Consider the following 19,503-nt stretch of genomic DNA (forward strand, 5'->3'; position numbering starts at 1 on the left):
GAAACCGCTTCTCTGGAGCGGTTTTTTTTTACCTCTATTATTGGTACAAGGGGGAATCTCTTGTTTAACGCCGCTATTCCCCCGTATGATTGCCGGTCTTTTTGATGGCGATATTGGCTGAAGTTATCGCGGCTGTTGTATTGGCAGTGGCTGGAAACAGCCAAACGTCGAAGAACCTGATGGTGTGGATGATTAATGAGGCGGGATAAGTAGCATGCGGGTAATACTGGCACCGATGGAAGGTGTATTAGATTCACTGGTACGCGAATTACTCAGCGAAGTGAATGATTATGATCTTTGTATCACCGAGTTCCTCAGGGTGGTCGATCAGCTATTGCCTGCAAAGTCCTTCTATCGCCTATGCCCGGAATTGCACAATCAAAGCCGAACTCAGTCAGGCACCTTAGTGCGGGTTCAACTGTTAGGCCAATATCCACAGTGGTTAGCGGAAAATGCCGCCCGTGCGGTAGAACTGGGGTCATATGGTGTCGATCTCAATTGTGGTTGCCCTTCAAAGCTCGTCAATGGGAGTGGCGGTGGGGCCACGTTGCTCAAAGATCCTGAGCTGATATATCAGGGCGCTAAAGCAATGCGTGAAGCTGTACCCGCTCATCTGCCGGTCACGGTTAAAATACGCTTAGGTTGGGATTCTGGTGATCGTCAGTTTGAAATTGCGGATGCCGTGCAGCAGGCCGGTGCAACCGAGCTAGCCGTGCATGGCCGCACGAAAGAAGATGGCTATCAGGCCGAGCGCATTAACTGGCAGGCGATCGGTGAAATTCGCCAGCGTCTAACAATACCGGTGATCGCCAACGGTGAAATCTGGGATTATCAGAGCGCGCAGGCGTGCATGGATATGACAGGCTGCGATGCCGTGATGTTAGGGCGTGGCGCACTGAATGTGCCGAATCTCAGTCGCGTGGTGAAATATAACGAACCGCGCATGCCATGGCCGGAAGTGGTCAAACTCCTGAAGAAATATGTGCAGTTGGAAAAACAGGGCGATACGGGTTTGTATCATGTTGCACGTATCAAACAGTGGTTGGGTTATCTGCGTAAGGAATACACTGAAGCAACAGATTTATTCAGCCAAATACGTGCGCTAAAAACCTCAAAAGATATCGCGCTGGCTATTCAACAAATCGCTGTCTATGTTGATGAAGAATAGGTTGAATGCTAAAGAGTATAAAGGCGTGTTTTACGCCTTTAGTTATCAATACGTTATAATTACTTCTTTTTGCGGCCAATAAATTTAGCGACCCCGAGTAGGAATATCGCACCAACAAAAATCAGCAACGCATCAACCCAAAATGTTAATGATGCAAGATTCTCATCATGAATATCAGCTAATCCTGCGGCTATCAAAAATACACCAAAAATAATTCCTACGATTGTCGTGCCCATATTAATACCTATAAATCTGATTTAATAAAAAATTATGCCGCTAATTATAGGTTAATAAAGTCGCGCGTAGGCGTTTTTTTACTATTATTGAGTATCTGTATAGGTTTTTAGGACTGATGCTTAATGTACGTCGCCGATATCAATTCACTCAGTATGTTTACCGATGAGCGGCAATTAGCCAATTTTTAATCTTTGTAACAATCATTTAAGTAATGGCTGATGCGCAGCGCATTACTGTAATTTATAATGCGGCGGAACAACTATCATCACTCCCAACAACCATCACTCCCAACAACCTATTTAAGCTGACGAACATGCATGTGAAAATCCGTTCTGCACTATTAAGTTTATTGCTTTTATCCACTGGTTTTAGTGTCGCACCTTTGGCTCTCGCCAAGGGGGGAACGGCTGAAATAAAAGGGACGTCTCCGCTGGAATTAGCATCAGGGAGTGCAATGGTGGTTGATTTACAAACCAATAAAGTGGTTTATGCCAACAATGCAGATCACGTTGTTCCCATTGCTTCAATTACTAAGCTGATGACCGCAATGGTGGTATTGGATGCGAAATTACCGCTTGATGAGATTATCTCCGTCGATATTCATCAAACGAAAGAAATGAAAGGCGTATTCTCGCGGGTCCGAGTCAACAGTGAAATTAGCCGTAAAGATATGCTACTGCTGGCGTTGATGTCTTCCGAAAATCGCGCAGCGGCTAGTTTGGCGCATCACTACCCAGGCGGATATAACGCCTTTATTAAGGCAATGAATGCCAAAGCCAAATCTCTGGGCATGACAAAAACGCGCTATGTCGAACCAACAGGTCTGTCGATTGATAATGTCTCGACAGCCCGTGACCTAACCAAGTTGCTAATCGCGACTAAGCAGTACCCGCTGATTGGGCAACTGAGTACCACGACCGAGAAAATGGCGACGTTCCGCGATCCTAACTATACGCTGCCCTTCCGGAATACTAACCATTTGGTTTATAACGATAAGTGGAATATCCAATTAACTAAAACCGGTTTTACTAATCAAGCAGGGCATTGCTTGGCGATGCGTACTGTGATTGGTAATCGTCCTGTTGCACTGGTGGTATTAGATGCTTTTGGCAAATATACCCATTTTGCCGATGCAAACCGTTTACGCAGTTGGATGGAAACCGGTAAAGCAACGCCAATTCCAGGCGCGGCGAAAAGCTATCGTCTGCAAAAAGATACGCAGGCACGGATCGCTCAGGTTTCAGAATAAAGTCGGCAGGGCGTTTGCGACAGAATTTGCAGTGAGCTTGCAAATTCTGTCGATAGGCGCGATATCACTTCAGTAATATTATTATTCCTGCCAAAACTTAAGTTTTGACGTTTTACCTATCCCAGGATTAAAACTATTCGTTGGGTCTATCTGCCGATAAAACGCTTTCAATGCAGGTTTGGCGAAATAAAGATGCCCGACATTGTGTTCTGCTGGATACTCCGCCCCTTTATCGTTCAACAGTGCCAGCATTTTTTGTTTTAACGCTTGGGTATCCACGCCTTTCTTCACAATATAATCTTGATGGAAAACGTGGCACAAAAAATGGCCGTAATAGAGTTTGGCGACCAAACATTGATCTATTTCGGGTGGCAGAGTTTCAAACCAATTTTCTTCATTTCTTGGTAGGGCAATGTCTAACGGCAGAATGTCTTCTACTTTATCGGCATGCATAGCGTGATAGCGTACCGCTGCACCTGCGGCGGCAAAGCGGTGTAAAAAGGCTTTTTTACCTTCATCTGCTGTACAGGTTATAAAGTTACCCTCCGCCGTCGCAAAGTAATCTTTCAAAAATTGCTGCGCCTCAGCAATACCTTCTCCTGACATTTTAAGTAATAAATGGTGCTCATACTTATTCCGATACATTTTAAGGCGCTTCGGTAAATGATTAGGCAGTACTCGGCTAAAACCTTGCATTATCCGATCAGATAAATGATCGACTAGAAAAGGAACTTTGTTGAGGCGTGCATCAATCTTGCCTTTCAATGTGAAGAAACGAGGCATGTTATTAGTGCCCATGCTATTGATCATCACAAATGTATCTTTCCCGTAAATTTCGGCGATATCAAAAATATCACGGTGCATATATTCACCGGCGATCGGTAAATGTTTAAAATCACGTAAAATAGCGCGGCGCAGCTCAGTCAATACTTGAGTTTGATTGGTGCCGATATAAAAAACTTGCTGCTTTTTCTCACTAGGGAAGGTATCCAAGCGTACGGCAAATACCGCTAATTTACCTGCGCAGCCAGAAGCCTCAAATAAACGCCGTGGATCGGCATTAAAGCGAGAAGGTGTCGAGGCATCAATGTCCCTTACCCGAGTCGCATATTCGTGGTCTGAGGCTTGTTGCGTACCTTGCTCAACATCACTGGCTTGATAATTACCCTGTTCTAAGCGTCGTAAAATCTCTTCCGGTGTATTGCCTAAATTAATGCCTAGATGATTAATTAGCTGTAATTCACCTTGAGCATCAATTTGTGCATACAGTGCCATTTCAGTGTAGGCCGGTCCGCGTTGAACTAAGGAACCGCCCGAATTATTACAAATACCGCCCACGACTGAAGCACCAATACATGAGGAGCCAATAACGGAATGTGGCTCACGATCATAAGGTTTCAGCATTTTTTCTAACTGATTTAAGGTGCTGCCAGGGAATCCAATGATTTGTTTGCCATTATTCAACAACTGAATTTTGTTGAGGCGCAAAGTACTCAGTATCACAATTGGCCTGTCGTAATCATGGCCGCTAGGGGTCGATCCCTCTGTGAGTCCGGTATTGGCCGCCTGCATGATGACAATGGTATCGGCCGCGACACAGGCTTGTAGCAATTGCCATTGTTGCAATAACGTTGCAGGGAATACCACCGCAAGTGCCGCGCCGCCGCCCGATCGAAAGCCTGTACGATATCGCTCGGTTTGCCGCTCGCCAGTGAGTAGGCCACGAGCGCCCACAATCTGCTGCAATTTATTTAGCAAGATTTGCGTCTTATCATCATTGGATTGATTCATTCGTGCCGCTTCCCGTCATTGAATTGACTTTTTATCTCATCGAGCATGACACCCGAGTTCAGATCCCTATGAAACAGTCAAACTAGAGCTATGAAGTAAACATGAGGGAGAGAAGGCTTTCCTGTTAGAACCTGTTTTTTGTGATGCGTATCACGTTATTTGCGCTTGAGTTGCATTTCAGCCAGTGACTATTCATTAAAAAATATTATTAATATTAATGAGTTGGGAAAAGAAATATCCGAATAATAGATATCGGTAAAACTATTCGTTATCGCGATCATGATTGTGATTCATCAGACGAAAAAGTATAAGATCGAATCTAATTTTTACATGGATTAGTAGGACAGATGATGAGCGAGCATTTTGTTGGCCAATTTGAAATTGAGCTTAAGTTTAGGTTATCGGATATTGCACAGTTGCATGAACAATTGAAGCAACATGAAGCTATACCTTTTACTTTGGATAATCATGAAAAAGACATCTATCTGGAAGCCAATGGCGAGGATTTAGCCAATCAAAAGATCAGCATGGTGCTGCGAGAGATGAACCCATCAGGCATTCGGTTATGGATAGTTAAAGGGCCGGGAACCGAGCGTTGTGAAGCCTGCAATATCGAAGATATCGACAAAGTAAAAAGCATGTTAGGAACATTAGGATATCAACCTGCTTTTATACTAGAAAAAAGGCGAAGTATTTATTTCGTTGGTAAATTCCATGTCACTATCGACAGTTTAGTTGGGCTGGGTGATTTTGCTGAAATAGCCATTATGACGGATGATGCCGCTGCAACTAATGAGTTAGAGATAGAATGCTGGCAGTTAGCGAATAAGTTGGGATTATTGCCAGAAAAACAAGAACATCGTTCATATCGGCAATTATTAGGATTTTAGTCACTTGAGCGCGATAAAGTCTCTGGTCGCTCTCAAATAAGCGACCAGATCGATTTACTTCTTCATCATGGACTTTAGATTAGCGAATGGATTATGAGTTGCCACGCCCTGATCATTTTGAGCATCGTCACCCGCAATCACGGTTGAGCCATATTGATCCGCTTCGGTGTATTTAGAGTGCTCATGATCATGGCAAAATAGGCACAACATTTCCCAATTACTGCCATCTTCTGGATTATTACTGTGGTCATGATCAACATGATGAACCGTCAGTTCTCGTAGGTTGGAATAAACAAACTCGCGTGAACATCTACCACAGACCCATGGGTAAATCTTTAATGCTTTCTCCCGATAACCACTTTCCAGACGGGTATAATTCTTCGGTATATATGCCATATGAACCTTCGGTGCTACGAAAATATTAGCGCTATTTTAGCGTGAATCTTGCTTATAAACTATCACCGATTGGCGATAAATCTCTCAATAGCGGTCTATCATTTTCACTGAATCTGATAGGAACATATTGAATTAATGCGATAAGTTATCGTTATAAATTATTCATCTTAAGCCGCCGTTTTTTGAGACTTTTGCTGATGATTTATAGGACTAGGGTGTTTTACACTGTCCTTTAATGTTTAGTATGTCATGTTGATATCACCCATATGTTTACATGGCCAATACCAAGTTATTAGCTTAAGAATATCAGCATAACGCTAATAGACTGATGTTACGGCAGGCATGCAAGATGTTTTGCCTGAAATCCTTTGCCGATACTGTTGAGGCGATATGAAAGAATCTGAAGTACTGGCTGAAGTCAGTAATGAAAACCAAACATTAGTCGCTGTGGTGCAGCAAGACCAGCGGGTCGTTTATTTTTATATTTATCCGCAGGAGGCATTTGAGGAGCGTTTTCCTGTTCGTGCCTGCTGGGTACGGAATTTAGTTGCAGCACCACTATCGGCAGATAATGCCGCTCTTGAACAAGGGCTAGCTCCCCGATTGGCAGCCGAATTCTGCCGTAATGTTGCTGGTGAGGCACAATTGGATGCCCAATATATTACGGTCGTCTGGTCCGAAAGTGATGATGGTGCTGCTTTGTGGTATCAAGGGCAATTGTTAGCGATTATTCCCGGTTGGAGTTTATATATTGATCACTCCATTTGTTATTCTGCCAGTTGTATTAAAGATAATCCGTTAACGATGCCACTTGGCTCCGCTTCAACCAACACTCAATATGCTAATGCACAAAATACGCGCCAATTTTGGCGAACTTGGCAACAAGAAGAAGGGAATCCGTGGCCAGCATTACAGACTGAATATATTCAAAGCTACGAACAGCACTTTGGCCCGTCATTAAAATATTATGCTATCGACCAAGGTACGTGGCCGCCGATGGCTATTTCGCAGCATGAGAAAGACGGCATATATTACTTCTTGACCTTAGGGGTCAGTATTCGTCCGCAACCCTGGGTCGAAATTCTCTTTAATGATGATGCGACTAAATACCGCCGCTTGGAAATGGCTATTGCGATCGATGGGCAATATATGACGGAAGACAATGCGATTCAAATGGCCAGTGCTTTAGCTGGGTTTGCTCATGTCCCTTGGAACAAATTAACGTGGTTTGGGGAAGGGCATACATTAGCATCATCGGTCGCCCCTCAAGGCTACGAAGGCTATATTCTTTCGTCAGCACTCTATGCTGACGCTGATAGCCTTACATTGCCTCTCCAGCAAGGTGACCCAGTCAATATCTATTGGGCCAGCCCTATCTTTACCAGTGAAAGTGAGTTTGCGCAAAGTATGCCAAATGGTGGTACGGATTTACTGAAAAAATTACAGGCGCAGGGCGTTAACCAGATTTTCATACCGCGCCAACCTGTTATTTGATTCGTGCTGAGAACAGCTGGTCTGATTTGCGAATTTTGTTTTTTGGGTCTTAACTTAATATTGATGATGATGGTTGATCAGTAGATGGCTGGCCACATAGCTAAATCAACTATCAGCGAAAATTAATTTAATGGAGGCGTTTATGGGCATACTATCTTGGATTATTTTTGGCCTTATTGCTGGTATCTTGGCTAAATGGATCATGCCCGGAGAGGATGGTGGCGGTTTTATTATGACCATCATCCTAGGTGTAGTCGGTGCGCTGGTTGGGGGATATATTAGTACCTTCTTTGGTATGGGCAGAGTAGACGGGTTCAATATTGGTAGCTTCGTTGTTGCTGTTATTGGTTCGTTGGTCGTCCTGTTTGTCTACCGAAAACTAAGAAGCTAGCGCGACTTAATCGCCAATAATATGGCGTCTGAGTATTAATATTCTCTTGAACTAATAAGAAAGGTGGCTATTTTTTGTCACCTTTCTCTCATAAAACTATCATCAATATGCAATAAAAATATCCGTTAATGGCTCATGACGACAGGCAATCTGAGAGACATGATATGGGCCAGGCATTACGTAAATTCATTGTGGCTGATTATCAGGCTATGGTGCCAGAAGCGCGTAAGAAGGTACTTGCCGTTAAGGGATTAGTTAAAACCTACAAATCGCAGCATCGCGTTTTAGATGATATTAATTTTGAACTCCATGCAGGGGAATTCGTCGCCATTATTGGCCGTTCAGGTGCCGGTAAATCCACATTACTGCATGTATTAAACGGTACTATTCCCAGTAGCGCAGGCGAAATTATTAATTACCATGACAATGGTGATACGCAGAATATTGCGGCATTAACGGCAAAACAGATGCGTCAATGGCGTGCTAAATGCGGCATGATTTTTCAAGACTTTTGTTTAGTTCCTCGCCTTGATGTTATGACCAACGTTTTATTAGGCCGCCTCAGTTATACCTCAACACTAAAATCATTTTTCAAAATATTCGCCGAGCAAGATAGAGCTAGGGCGATTGAGTTATTACAATGGCTTAATATGTTGCCTCATGCTTTACAGCGGGCAGAAAATCTCTCTGGTGGACAAATGCAGCGAGTGGCTATTTGTCGCGCCATGATGCAGAACCCTAGCATATTATTGGCCGATGAACCGGTTGCCTCTTTGGACCCAAAAAATACAACGCGCATCATGAATACATTACAGAAAATAAGTGAAAACGATATTGCTGTCGTTGTGAATTTGCATTCTGTTGAATTAGTGAAAGATTACTGTACACGAGTTATTGGTATTGCACATGGACGAATTGTTTTTGACGGGCCACCATCGCAACTGAATGACGCCATTATTCAAGATATATATAGCGATGAATCAACTGATCTTTTGCATTAATCCCTACTTATCCCTTTATCAGAATAGGTTATTTTAATGAAAAAAGTACTTTGTCTTACCTCACTTTTGGCCAGCATGATGATCTTTAATGCGACCGCAGCGGATGCACCAAAGGAAATTAACCTGGGTATACTTGGTGGGCAAAACGCCACGCAGCAAATTGGTGATAATATGTGCGTCAAAGAGTTCTTGGAAAAAGAACTCAATGTAAAAACAAATTTGCACAATGCATCTGATTATTCTGGTGTCATTCAAGGTTTATTGGGCGGCAAAATTGATTTGGTATTAAGTATGTCTCCCTCATCGTTCGCTTCTGTTTATATCAAAGATCCTAAAGCGGTTGATATTGTCGGTATCGCTATCGATGACACGGATAAATCACGTGGTTATCACTCAGTGGTTGTTGTGAAAGCAGATAGCCCTTATCAGAAAATTGAAGACTTGAAGGGGAAAGCATTTGGCTTTGCTGACCCAGATTCAACGTCAGGCTTCCTCATCCCTAATCAAAGCTTTAAACAGAAGTTTGGCGGGACGGTTGATAATAAATATAACGACTTCTTTTCTAGCGTGACTTTCTCCGGTGGTCATGAACAAGATATTCTTGGTGTCATTAATGGCCAGTTTGATGGTGCTGTGACTTGGGCTTCCATGATCGGTGATTATGATACGGGTTATACTAGTGGCGCATTTACCCGCATGATCCGTATGGACCATCCTGATTTAATGAAACAGATCCGTATTATCTGGGAATCTCCGCTGATTCCTAATGGCCCGATTTTAGTTCGTAATGGGTTACCACCTGAGTTTAAAGCGCAATTAGTGGCAGCGGTTAAAAAATTAGATAAAGAAGATCACGGTTGCTTTATTAAGGCAATGGGTGGGAAACAGCATATTGGTGAAACATCCCTTAGCGAGTATCAAAATATTATTGATATGAAGCGAGAGTTAACCAAAGGCGATCGTTAATTCGAACGATGGGTAATAAATATTGACCCAACGTATTTGGTGTTGCAGGCGCGTTAGTGGATAACCTCTCTGGAACGTCAAGATATAGGGTATAGCTCTGGCTTGCCAGAGCTATTGCTTTTAGGTGGTAGCTCATTTTGAATACAGACTTTAACCGCTACTATCAACAGATACGCGGTAAACAAAAACGTGAAACGTTAATATGGTCACTAGCCTTGGCGATAATCTACCTTGGCGCAGGCAGTATTGCAGAATTTAACCTGCATACTGTTTTTATTTCCATTCCCCATTTCTTCGATTATTTAGCCGAAACCATACCGGTACTCCATTTGAACTCATTATTCGCAGATGGCCGTACGGAAGGTTCTTTCGCTTATTGGGGCTATCGATTACACATTCAATTACCGCTGATTTGGGAAACGCTACAGCTGGCCATCGCTTCAACCATTTTATCCGTCATCGTCGCCACTGTTCTGGCTTTTATGGCCGCGAATAATACCCAAAGTCCAGCTTGGTTGCGTTTAATGATTCGAACTTTCGTTGCCTTTTTGCGCACTATGCCAGAATTAGCGTGGGCGGTGATGTTTGTTATGGCCTTTGGAATCGGTGCGATACCCGGCTTTTTGGCATTGGCACTACACACCATCGGTAGCTTAACCAAATTGTTCTATGAGTCATTGGAAACGGCATCGGATAAGCCTGTTCGCGGTTTAGCTGCTTGTGGTGCCGGTAAATTGCAACGTATGCGTTTTGCGCTGTGGCCACAAGTCAAACCTATCTTCCTTTCTTACAGTTTTATGCGATTGGAAATTAATTTCCGGCAATCAACGATCTTAGGATTAGTGGGAGCGGGCGGTATTGGGCAGGAATTGATGACCTCAATCAAGCTGGATCGCTATGATCAAGTCAGCATGACATTATTACTCATCATCATCGTGGTTTCGTTACTGGATTATACATCCGGTCAATTACGCAAACGAGTTGTGGAAGGGGCATCATAATGTTGACTTATCATCTCACCACAGAACAAATATTGCGCCTCAAACAGCAACATCCTCAGCTTTTTACACAGCAAAAACGTTATGTCAGGCTGATTACCGCCATTGCAGTTGGGATTATTTTATATTACCTTTTTTTCTTCAAATTTTTTGGTATCCCTTGGCAAACACTCGCTCATGGTAGCCAGCAAATAAGTCGCTACTTTTTACGTATGTTTGTTTGGCATGATTTCATTAACTGGCCATTTAAATATTATTTTAGTCAGATATTTATCACGCTAGCCATTGTCTTTGCTGGGACACTAACAGCAACACTGATTGCTTTGCCTTTATCATTCCTTGCCGCGCGCAATGTTATGTCTACACCAGGCTTGCGTATTATCTCCTTTATGGTCCGCCGCTTCTTGGATATTTTCCGAGGGATTGATATGGCGATATGGGGGCTGATTTTTGTTCGAGCCGTAGGTATGGGGCCACTGGCCGGGGTGCTGGCCATTATCATGCAAGATATGGGATTACTGGGCAAACTCTATGCCGAAGGCCATGAGGCAGTCGATAAGTCCCCTAACCGTGGACTGACCGCCATGGGCGCTAACGCCTTACAAAAACATCGCTTTGGCATATTCACTCAATCCTTTCCGACTTTTTTAGCATTAAGCCTTTATCAAATAGAATCTAACACTCGTTCAGCAGCGGTATTAGGTTTTGTTGGCGCAGGCGGTATCGGCTTGGTCTATGCCGAGAATATGCGTTTATGGAACTGGGATGTCGTGATGTTTATCACGCTAATTATGGTCGTTATTGTCATGATAATGGATAAAATATCGGCAACGCTAAGAAGAAAATATATTCTTGGCGAAGAGATTTCTCTTTATCAACCTGAAAATAACAAAGTGATTAATTAATATTATTATGGCAATAAAAAGATTAAGATAGGGTATTATTGATATACTGTCTTAATCTTTTTATTGCCGCTATATATAATAGTGATCTTATATGTATATGATGGCTAACTTTAATGCAGCCCCTATTTGAGGTGCTCACGTCAAACAGATTTGCGTTGAGAAGATCGACGTTGATCGATACAATACTGCCCGCTAGACGTTAAAGAAATGTTTCGTTTTCTTGCGATATTCGCTACGTCTAAACTAAATAATAGGAATAGGGCAGTAATATGATGAACAACGATGTACTCCGTAGTGTTCGCTACATGCTTAACGTGAATGATACTAAGATAACTGAAATCATTAAGTTGGCTGATTTTGATGTGAACCATGCGGATGTCGTTAATTTTCTTAAGAAAGAAGATGAAGCTGGTTATCAGGATTGTCCTGATCTGGTGATGGCGCATTTCCTGAATGGCCTTATCTTCTTTCGACGCGGTAAAGATGACAAATTCCCCGCCCCTGCGATAGAAGCTGTTATTACCAACAATATCGTGTTGAAAAAACTGCGTGTTGCATTTGAGTTGAAAGATACCGACATGCACGATGTGTTTAATGCCGTTGACTTCCCTGTGTCAAAACCTGAGTTGAATGCCTTGTTCCGTAAAGAAGGCAGTAAAAACTTCCGTCCATGCGGCGATCAAGTTTTACGTTATTTCCTGAAAGGTCTGACATTACGCATACGTGGCCCGAAAAAGTAATATCAAGAATATTGGGTAGCAGTTGCAGTCGCGGTAAAACACGTTTTATTCGTCATCACTTCTTCATCACAATACAGCAGGAATGGTCATTAACCATTCCTGCTTGTTGCTGAAATATTTCTCCTCAGTTTACCGTCAATTCATATTCGTTTTTATTCCGAATGTTTATTTATCATCTCCTATTTCCCTCTTGGTATTTTGCACTATCTAGGCTCATTCTTTGCGCATTAATGGTGCAGTCTATTTGCTCCTAAACCCGAATAGTTGTCTGAAATAACTCTTTTCTCAATGAAATTATCAAGATGTAAAATTGGCATGGCGATTGCGCAGAGTAATTCAATCTTGTGTGTTTAACTCAACGACCAGAGGTTAATACTATGCAACATCGTCACTTAATTAAGGTTTTTGCACTGTCAGCTTCCGTTATTAGCATGGGTGTGGCTTTTGGTACACTGGCCGCCGACACGATTAAAGTGGGTATTTTGCACTCTTTGTCCGGCACAATGGCTATCTCTGAAACACCATTGAAAGATATGGCCCTAATGAGTATTGATGATATCAATGCTCATGGTGGTGTCTTGGGTAAACAACTCGAGCCAGTTATTGTGGATCCCGCCTCTAACTGGCCATTATTTGCTGAAAAAGCACGGCAATTATTAACACAAGATAAAGTCGCGGTGGTATTTGGTGCTTGGACTTCTGTTTCCCGAAAATCTGTATTACCGGTATTTGAGGAATTAAATGGCTTACTGTTTTACCCCGTGCAATACGAAGGGGAGGAAATGTCACCGAATGTTTTCTATACCGGTGCTGCACCTAACCAACAAGCTATCCCAGCAGTAGAATATTTATTAAGTGAAGATGGCGGTGGGGCTAAACGCTTTATTTTGTTGGGCACAGATTATGTCTATCCACGCACCACAAATAAAATTCTACGTGCCTTCCTGCACACCAAGGGTATTCAGGACAAAGATATTGAGGAAATTTATACCCCGTTTGGCTACAGCGATTATCAAACCATTGTGAGCAATATTAAGAAGTTCTCTGCTGATGGCAAAACGGCTGTTATCTCTACCATTAATGGCGATTCAAATGTCCCTTTCTATAAAGAACTCGCCAACCAAGGCATCAAAGCGACTGATGTCCCTGTTATTGCTTTCTCCGTCGGAGAGGAAGAATTGCGTGGCATCGATACTAAACCATTGGTCGGGAATCTGGCCGCTTGGAACTACTTCCAGTCGGTAGAGAATCCAACTAATAAGCAGTTTGTCGATCAATGGAAAGCTTACGCCAAAGAGAAAAAATTACCGAATGCAGAAACTGCCGTCACCAATGACCCTATGGAGGCTACTTGGGTCGGTATGCATATGTGGGCGCAAGCCGTTGAAAAAGCCAAATCAACGGATGTGGATAAAGTACGCGAAGCTATGGCAGGGCAGACTTACCCCGCTCCTTCTGGTTTTACGCTGACGATGGACAAAACGAATCATCATCTGCATAAGCCAGTGATGATTGGCGAAATTGAGCCGAATGGGCAATTCAATGTGGTTTGGCAGACTGATGCCCCCATTCGGGCACAGCCATGGAGCCCATTTATCGCCGGCAATGATAAAAAACCGGATCACCCCGTAAAAAGTACTCAATAGCCGTGACTTTCTGGAGTGAGTTCTGTTGATGTTAACAAACTGACTCCAGATCTCTTTTGCAAAATCAGCAATGAGTGAGTGTATGAAATCATTAACTCCTGTGTGGGATAAAACGGCCAATCTTTTACTCAGGCTGATGATAGGGCTAGTGTTGGGGATTTCGACATTTGCCGTCGCGGGGCCAGCCCATGATTTCGCTACAGCCAATCGTTCACAACAAGCCACGTTATTACAGCAATGGGCGACGGAACCTGATGTCAGTCGCTTGCCTTTATTGCAGGCACTGAAACAAGAAACATTGATGATTGACAGTGCGGGGCAAGCGTTCATTCAAAGTAACCAAGGTTTCACCCCGTTAGAAGGGCAAGCACAGCCTAGCGGTACGCCTAAGAAAGTTTGGCTCAACAATCGGTTACGCATATTAATCGCCAATGCGTTAGCGGCCCAACGGCTGGTGAGTGACGATGAGTCTGTGCGGCTACAAGCTGCGTTGGCATTACAGCAACAGGCAAATAGTGAGCAATTACCTCTCCTCAACCAACGCCTGAAATTGGAAACTGACAGTAAAGTCAAAGAAGCATTAGAGATTGCACTGGCTAATTTACAACTGGCTGATAGTAACCCGCAGATACGCCTGAATGCCGTGCAGCTATTAGGGCAATCTGGTTCACCGCAAACCGTGTCGCGGCTACAAAGCTTAACCGACCCCAATACCGAGCAAGATGCACAAGTCCGTGCGGCTGCGGCCAGTAGCTTAAAGCAAGTACAAAACCGGTTATGGGTGGGGGACATTATCGGGCAAGTCTTCAGTGGATTATCACTGGGTTCTATCCTGCTGTTAGCCGCGTTGGGATTGGCTATCACTTATGGCTTATTGGGCGTCATCAATATGGCTCATGGCGAAATGTTGATGTTAGGGGCCTATTCCGCGTATCTGGTACAAACCGCATTTCAACAATTTGCTCCGCACTGGCTGGCTTTATATCCCTTGGTCGCCTTACCAATTGCTTTCTTTATCACCGCCAGTATAGGTATGGCATTGGAGCGTACAGTCATTCGGCACCTGTATGGACGCCCATTAGAAACACTGTTGGCGACATGGGGGATCAGCCTAATGCTGATTCAGGGCGTCCGCATGATCTTTGGGGCGCAAAATTTGGAAGTGGCTAACCCTGTGTGGCTTTCTGGTGGGCTACAGGTGCTACCGAATTTGGTTTTACCTTGGAACCGTATTGCTGTGATTGCTTTCGTCATCATTGTTCTGTTGCTCACTTGGTTACTGCTAAATAAAACCCGCCTTGGGTTACAGGTTCGGGCTGTGACGCAAAACCGAGCGATGGCTGCGTGTTGCGGTGTCGCGACAGGACGGGTGGATATGCTGGCCTTTGGACTTGGTTCGGGGATTGCCGGATTGGGCGGTGTTGCACTATCACAATTGGGCAATGTCGGCCCAGAGTTAGGGCAGGGCTACATCATCGACTCCTTCCTCGTGGTGGTACTGGGCGGCGTTGGGCAATTAGCGGGAAGCGTTGTTGCTGCACTCGGACTGGGGATGTTGAACAAAATTTTGGAACCGCAGATTGGCGCAGTGCTAGGCAAGATTTTGATTTTAGTGCTGATCATTTTGTTTATTCAGAAACGACCACAAGGTCTGTTTGCCCTCAAGGGCAGGGTGAGTGACTAATGAATCAACCTTTGGCGATTACCTTGACGCAAAAAGCCCCGACAATCAGCCTATCTCTGGGTGCAGTGGTGGTTGTCGCGCTGACTATTCTACCCTTTTTGGCTTTGCTGCCTGCGGATAATCCACTGGCAATTTCGACCTACACCTTAACGCTGGTCGGTAAAATTCTCTGTTATGCGATAGTCGCTATCGCGCTGGATTTAGTTTGGGGATATGCCGGATTACTGTCACTTGGGCATGGTCTGTTTTTTGCTCTTGGTGGCTATGGGATGGGAATGTACCTGATGCGGCAAGCGGCAGGTGATGGACTGCCGGCGTTTATGTCTTTTCTGTCATGGTCTGAATTACCGTGGTTTTGGAGTGGTAGCCAATACTTTGTCTGGGCATTGTGCTTAATCGTGCTGGTACCTGGGCTCCTAGCCTTTATTTTTGGTTACTTTGCTTTTCGCTCCAAAATAAAAGGGGTCTACTTCTCTATTATGACCCAAGCGCTCACCTATGCTGGGATGCTGTTATTCTTCCGTAATGAGACCGGTTTTGGTGGCAACAACGGTTTTACGGGATTCACTACCATGCTGGGGTTTTCAGTTTCGGCAACCTCAACGCGCATTGCGTTATTCCTCGCAACACTCACATTATTAATTGCCAGCCTAGCGCTGGGATTTGCGCTGGCACGCACCAAGTTTGGCCGGGTTCTAACCGCTGTGCGCGATGCTGAAAATCGCCTGACGTTTTGTGGTTATGATCCGAAAGGCTTCAAGTTATTTGTTTGGACACTTTCGGCTGTGCTGTGTGCCTTGGCTGGGGCGCTATATGTACCTCAAGTCGGCATCATTAATCCCAGCGAAATGTCTCCGACGAACTCTATTGAAGCGGCAATTTGGGTCGCCCTTGGTGGCAGAGGAACACTTATTGGCCCTGTCATAGGCGCGGGGATCGTCAACGGTGCAAAAAGCTGGTTCACCATGGCTATGCCAGAATATTGGCAATTCTTCCTCGGGTTAATATTTATCTTGGTGACCTTGTTCTTACCAAAAGGTGTGATTGGTTTGTTGAAGCGAGGAAAAGATAAATGAGCCGATTTCAAATTACGGAGCAACTCATCTATCCCGAGATCCTGAGTCAAGAACCGGGTGCGATTGAATATGCGGCTGACAAATATCGACAGCAACGGGATCCGGTGCTGACATTAGAAAATATCAATGTCAGTTTTGATGGTTTTCATGCGTTACGTGATCTTTCCTTGCAAATCGGCGTCGGGGAATTGCGTTGTGTTATCGGCCCGAATGGCGCAGGCAAAACAACGCTGATGGATGTGATCACGGGGAAAACGCGGCCACAGACTGGCAAGATGATGTATGACCAACGCCATGACCTCTCCATGATGAATACGATTGAGATTGCTCAAGCGGGGATCGGGCGGAAATTTCAGAAGCCAACTGTTTTTGAAGCATTGAGTGTGTTTGAAAATTTAGAGCTGGCGCAAAAAAGCACCAAAACAGTTTGGGCTAGCCTACGAGCCAAATTAAACAGCGAACAGCGTGATCAAATTGACGAAACACTGGCTATGTTACGCCTCAGTGATATGCGGCAGCGACAGGCTGGTTTGTTATCTCATGGGCAAAAGCAGTTTCTTGAAATTGGGATGTTATTGGTGCAAGACCCGCATCTACTCTTATTAGATGAACCTGCCGCAGGGATGACTGATGCAGAAACAGCCTATACCGCGGAGTTGTTTAATCAATTGGCGGGAAAGCATTCACTGATGGTCGTCGAGCATGACATGGGGTTTGTCGAAACCATTGCTGATCATGTCACTGTGTTGCACCAAGGCCAGGTCTTGGCAGAAGGTTCCTTAGCTGAGGTGCAAGCCAATGAACAGGTGATAGAGGTATACCTTGGCCGTTAGGTTGCTCAGACGCTATTTAGTCGGTGCTTTTTTAGGCAACGAAATACGGTGTGGCGTAAGGGGGATTTCGCTTTTCATGGGCAATTAAGGTCGGCTTATTTGAGGGTTAAAAATGCTGCAAGTAAATGAACTTGAACAATATTATGGCGGAAGTCATATCTTGCGTAGCTTATCATTTGAGGCCGAGGTGGGAGAGGTGACGTGTTTATTGGGCCGCAATGGCGTCGGTAAAACCACCTTGCTCAAGTGCCTGATGGGATTAGTTCCCCTTAAAAATGGCAGCATCATTTGGGAAGGTAAAAATATTAGCCATCAATCACCACATCAACGGGTTAAGAGCGGGATCGCTTATGTACCACAGGGACGAGAAATATTTCCTCGATTAACGGTAGAAGAAAACATTTTAATCGGGCTTTCTCGTTTCCCTAGCTCACAGAGCAAGGCTGTACCGGAAAATATTTACCAACTCTTTCCTGTCTTGCAAGAAATGAAGCATCGCCGTGGTGGGGACTTATCCGGTGGGCAACAGCAACAATTGGCGATTGGTCGTGCATTGGCTTGCCAGCCTCGATTATTGATTCTGGATGAGCCTACCGAGGGAATTCAGCCTTCAGTCATCAAGGAGATTGGTGTCGTGATTAAAAAACTGGCAGCCCAAGGCGATATTGCAATTTTGTTGGTTGAGCAATTTTACGATTTTGCCGCAGAACTGGCCGATAACTATTTAGTGATGTCTCGTGGCAAAATTGTTCAGCGAGGGCGTGGGGTTGATATGGAGAGAGATGGCGTCCGTGGACTGGTCGCCATTTAAGCTACGACTACGGGAGACGGGTATCATCGATTGGTAGAGCGTCCGATGCCCCCCATTCCGCCCACGAGCCATCATAAAGTGAAACGGATGACGCATTTACTGCCGCTAAACCGAGCGCAACCACCGCGGCTGTTACGCCGGAGCCACAGCTAGTGATAATGGGTTTGGTCAAATCCACGCCTTGATCGGCAAAAATGGTGGCTAGCGCCTGCGGCGATTTCAAATTGCCATTTTCGACCATGCTACCCCAAGGAATGTTGATACTGCCAGGAATGCGCCCAAGGCGTAAACCGGGGCGAGGTTCAGGTTCTTGCGCTTTATACCGTCCTGCAGGGCGAGCATCTAAAATCTGTATCTCGTTATTACCAAGTGCGGCGACAACCTCATCAGCGTGTTTGACGGCGGTGTGATTAAAGTGAGCATTGAACGTCTGGCAGGCAGGCGCAGCCTGGCCGCTTTCTAATGCATAACCCGCCTGCTGCCATCCGCTAATCCCACCAGCCAGAATATGCACATTTTTGGCACCAAATATCCGGAACGTCCACCAAACTCGTGGAGCGGAAAAGAGATTGCCATCGTCGTAAATGACTAAAGTATGTTGCTCACTGATCCCCAACTGGCCGACCATTTCACTGAACTCTTGGGAGGAGGGCAGCATATGAGGCAAGTTGGTGCTGTGATCGGCTATGGCATCTATATCAAAGTAAACAGCGCCAGGAATATGCCCCTGCTCAAACTCAGCCTGAATATCCCTTTTAGGTATCAATCCTGGCGGTGACATTCTGGCATCCAGAATAGCGATCTTTGTATCGTGCTTATGTTCCGCCAGCCATTGCGGTGTAACCATAAAAGGTGAGTTCATAGCGGTTTACCTATCAAAATGATCAAGACGCGAATGTGTGGTCGCGTCAGCGTGTTGCCCACTATATAACGAAACTAGGTGATTGGAACCCCAGCTTATCATTGATGCGTAACCTATCGCATTTTTTAGAATTTTATTTTCATCGATACCTTTAACCGAATTATTAGACCTCTAATTTATACTGAGTGGCTGTTTTTGCGAGCTGAGTACAGAGTTTAAGTCCCGCCTAATGCAAATTTCATGGGAGATAAATTAAATCTAGTCGCACTTCGCAAAATGAGTTTTTTATTCCATTTCATTCTTGATGGTGAAATTTAAATTTCGTATAAAAGTGGCAAGCAAAACGCCTTATTAGGGCCATTATT

19 protein-coding genes are annotated in these 19,503 nt (G+C 44.5%); 15 read left to right on the forward strand and 4 right to left on the reverse strand.

The features are described from left to right. Positions 1-214 precede the first annotated feature (214 nt). The gene (gene dusC / locus DA391_RS07340; protein WP_050079989.1) at positions 215-1,168 is read left to right on the forward strand and encodes a tRNA dihydrouridine(16) synthase DusC; all 954 of its coding nucleotides are present in this window, start codon (positions 215-217) and stop codon (positions 1,166-1,168) included. Positions 1,169-1,227: 59 nt separating this feature from the next. On the opposite strand, the gene DA391_RS07345 is transcribed toward dusC, so the two are convergent. Then, positions 1,228-1,404: a hypothetical protein gene (locus DA391_RS07345; protein WP_019210644.1), complete on the reverse strand. Its 177-nt coding sequence runs from the start codon at positions 1,402-1,404 to the stop codon at positions 1,228-1,230. Between the two features lie 314 nt (positions 1,405-1,718). On the opposite strand from DA391_RS07345, the gene pbpG reads away from it, so the two are divergent. After that, complete coding sequence (gene pbpG / locus DA391_RS07350) at positions 1,719-2,654, forward strand: D-alanyl-D-alanine endopeptidase (protein WP_050080124.1); 936 nt, start codon at positions 1,719-1,721, stop codon at positions 2,652-2,654. Positions 2,655-2,735: 81 nt separating this feature from the next. Here pbpG and dld read toward each other — a convergent pair whose 3' ends face one another. Further along, complete coding sequence (dld, locus tag DA391_RS07355; RefSeq protein ID WP_108087499.1) at positions 2,736-4,445, reverse strand: D-lactate dehydrogenase; 1,710 nt, start codon at positions 4,443-4,445, stop codon at positions 2,736-2,738. A 350-nt stretch (positions 4,446-4,795) separates the two neighbouring features. Here dld and cyaB point away from each other — a divergent pair, with 350 nt between their 5' ends. After that, a complete protein-coding gene (cyaB, locus tag DA391_RS07360) occupies positions 4,796-5,335 on the forward strand; it encodes a class IV adenylate cyclase (protein ID WP_050079987.1) in 540 nt (179 codons plus the stop codon). A gap of 54 nt (positions 5,336-5,389) precedes the next feature. Here the strand turns inward: cyaB and yajD are convergent, their stop codons facing one another. Next, the gene (yajD, locus tag DA391_RS07365) at positions 5,390-5,731 is read right to left on the reverse strand and encodes an HNH nuclease YajD (RefSeq protein ID WP_098904741.1); all 342 of its coding nucleotides are present in this window, start codon (positions 5,729-5,731) and stop codon (positions 5,390-5,392) included. 390 nt (positions 5,732-6,121) lie between these two features. Here yajD and DA391_RS07370 point away from each other — a divergent pair, with 390 nt between their 5' ends. From DA391_RS07370 to urtE, 12 genes are all read left to right on the forward strand, one after another. Then, a complete protein-coding gene (locus DA391_RS07370; protein WP_098904740.1) occupies positions 6,122-7,225 on the forward strand; it encodes a suppressor of fused domain protein in 1,104 nt (367 codons plus the stop codon). A 142-nt stretch (positions 7,226-7,367) separates the two neighbouring features. Further along, complete coding sequence (locus DA391_RS07375; protein WP_032815356.1) at positions 7,368-7,616, forward strand: GlsB/YeaQ/YmgE family stress response membrane protein; 249 nt, start codon at positions 7,368-7,370, stop codon at positions 7,614-7,616. A gap of 164 nt (positions 7,617-7,780) precedes the next feature. Next, positions 7,781-8,617 carry a phosphonate ABC transporter ATP-binding protein gene (gene phnC, locus DA391_RS07380; protein ID WP_108087500.1) on the forward strand — a complete coding sequence of 279 codons (837 nt, stop codon included), beginning with the start codon at positions 7,781-7,783 and terminating at the stop codon, positions 8,615-8,617. Positions 8,618-8,653: 36 nt separating this feature from the next. Further along, on the forward strand, positions 8,654-9,583 hold the full coding sequence (gene phnD, locus DA391_RS07385; RefSeq protein WP_050079983.1) for a phosphonate ABC transporter substrate-binding protein: 930 nt from the start codon (positions 8,654-8,656) through the stop codon (positions 9,581-9,583). Between the two features lie 137 nt (positions 9,584-9,720). After that, positions 9,721-10,584 carry a phosphonate ABC transporter, permease protein PhnE gene (phnE, locus tag DA391_RS07390; protein ID WP_050079982.1) on the forward strand — a complete coding sequence of 288 codons (864 nt, stop codon included), beginning with the start codon at positions 9,721-9,723 and terminating at the stop codon, positions 10,582-10,584. Continuing rightward, a complete protein-coding gene (gene phnE / locus DA391_RS07395; protein WP_050079981.1) occupies positions 10,584-11,486 on the forward strand; it encodes a phosphonate ABC transporter, permease protein PhnE in 903 nt (300 codons plus the stop codon). Before phnE (DA391_RS07390) ends, phnE (DA391_RS07395) begins: the two co-directional genes overlap by 1 nt. 269 nt (positions 11,487-11,755) lie before the next feature. Further along, on the forward strand, positions 11,756-12,226 hold the full coding sequence (locus tag DA391_RS07400; protein WP_050079980.1) for a DUF1456 family protein: 471 nt from the start codon (positions 11,756-11,758) through the stop codon (positions 12,224-12,226). Positions 12,227-12,603: 377 nt separating this feature from the next. Then, complete coding sequence (gene urtA / locus DA391_RS07405; RefSeq protein ID WP_050079979.1) at positions 12,604-13,872, forward strand: urea ABC transporter substrate-binding protein; 1,269 nt, start codon at positions 12,604-12,606, stop codon at positions 13,870-13,872. A gap of 82 nt (positions 13,873-13,954) precedes the next feature. After that, positions 13,955-15,556 carry an urea ABC transporter permease subunit UrtB gene (urtB, locus tag DA391_RS07410; RefSeq protein ID WP_050079978.1) on the forward strand — a complete coding sequence of 534 codons (1,602 nt, stop codon included), beginning with the start codon at positions 13,955-13,957 and terminating at the stop codon, positions 15,554-15,556. Further along, positions 15,556-16,632: an urea ABC transporter permease subunit UrtC gene (urtC, locus tag DA391_RS07415; RefSeq protein WP_050079977.1), complete on the forward strand. Its 1,077-nt coding sequence runs from the start codon at positions 15,556-15,558 to the stop codon at positions 16,630-16,632. The genes urtB and urtC overlap by 1 nt, the downstream gene beginning before the upstream one ends. Continuing rightward, a complete protein-coding gene (gene urtD / locus DA391_RS07420) occupies positions 16,629-17,465 on the forward strand; it encodes an urea ABC transporter ATP-binding protein UrtD (RefSeq protein WP_050079976.1) in 837 nt (278 codons plus the stop codon). The genes urtC and urtD overlap by 4 nt, the downstream gene beginning before the upstream one ends. 112 nt (positions 17,466-17,577) lie before the next feature. Further along, the gene (gene urtE / locus DA391_RS07425) at positions 17,578-18,276 is read left to right on the forward strand and encodes an urea ABC transporter ATP-binding subunit UrtE (protein WP_108087501.1); all 699 of its coding nucleotides are present in this window, start codon (positions 17,578-17,580) and stop codon (positions 18,274-18,276) included. 7 nt (positions 18,277-18,283) lie between these two features. Here urtE and sseA read toward each other — a convergent pair whose 3' ends face one another. After that, a complete protein-coding gene (sseA, locus tag DA391_RS07430; protein ID WP_050872770.1) occupies positions 18,284-19,138 on the reverse strand; it encodes a 3-mercaptopyruvate sulfurtransferase in 855 nt (284 codons plus the stop codon). Positions 19,139-19,503: the final 365 nt, after the last annotated feature.

It is taken from the genome of Yersinia massiliensis (genome assembly GCF_003048255.1).
Classification (GTDB): domain Bacteria; phylum Pseudomonadota; class Gammaproteobacteria; order Enterobacterales; family Enterobacteriaceae; genus Yersinia; species Yersinia massiliensis_A.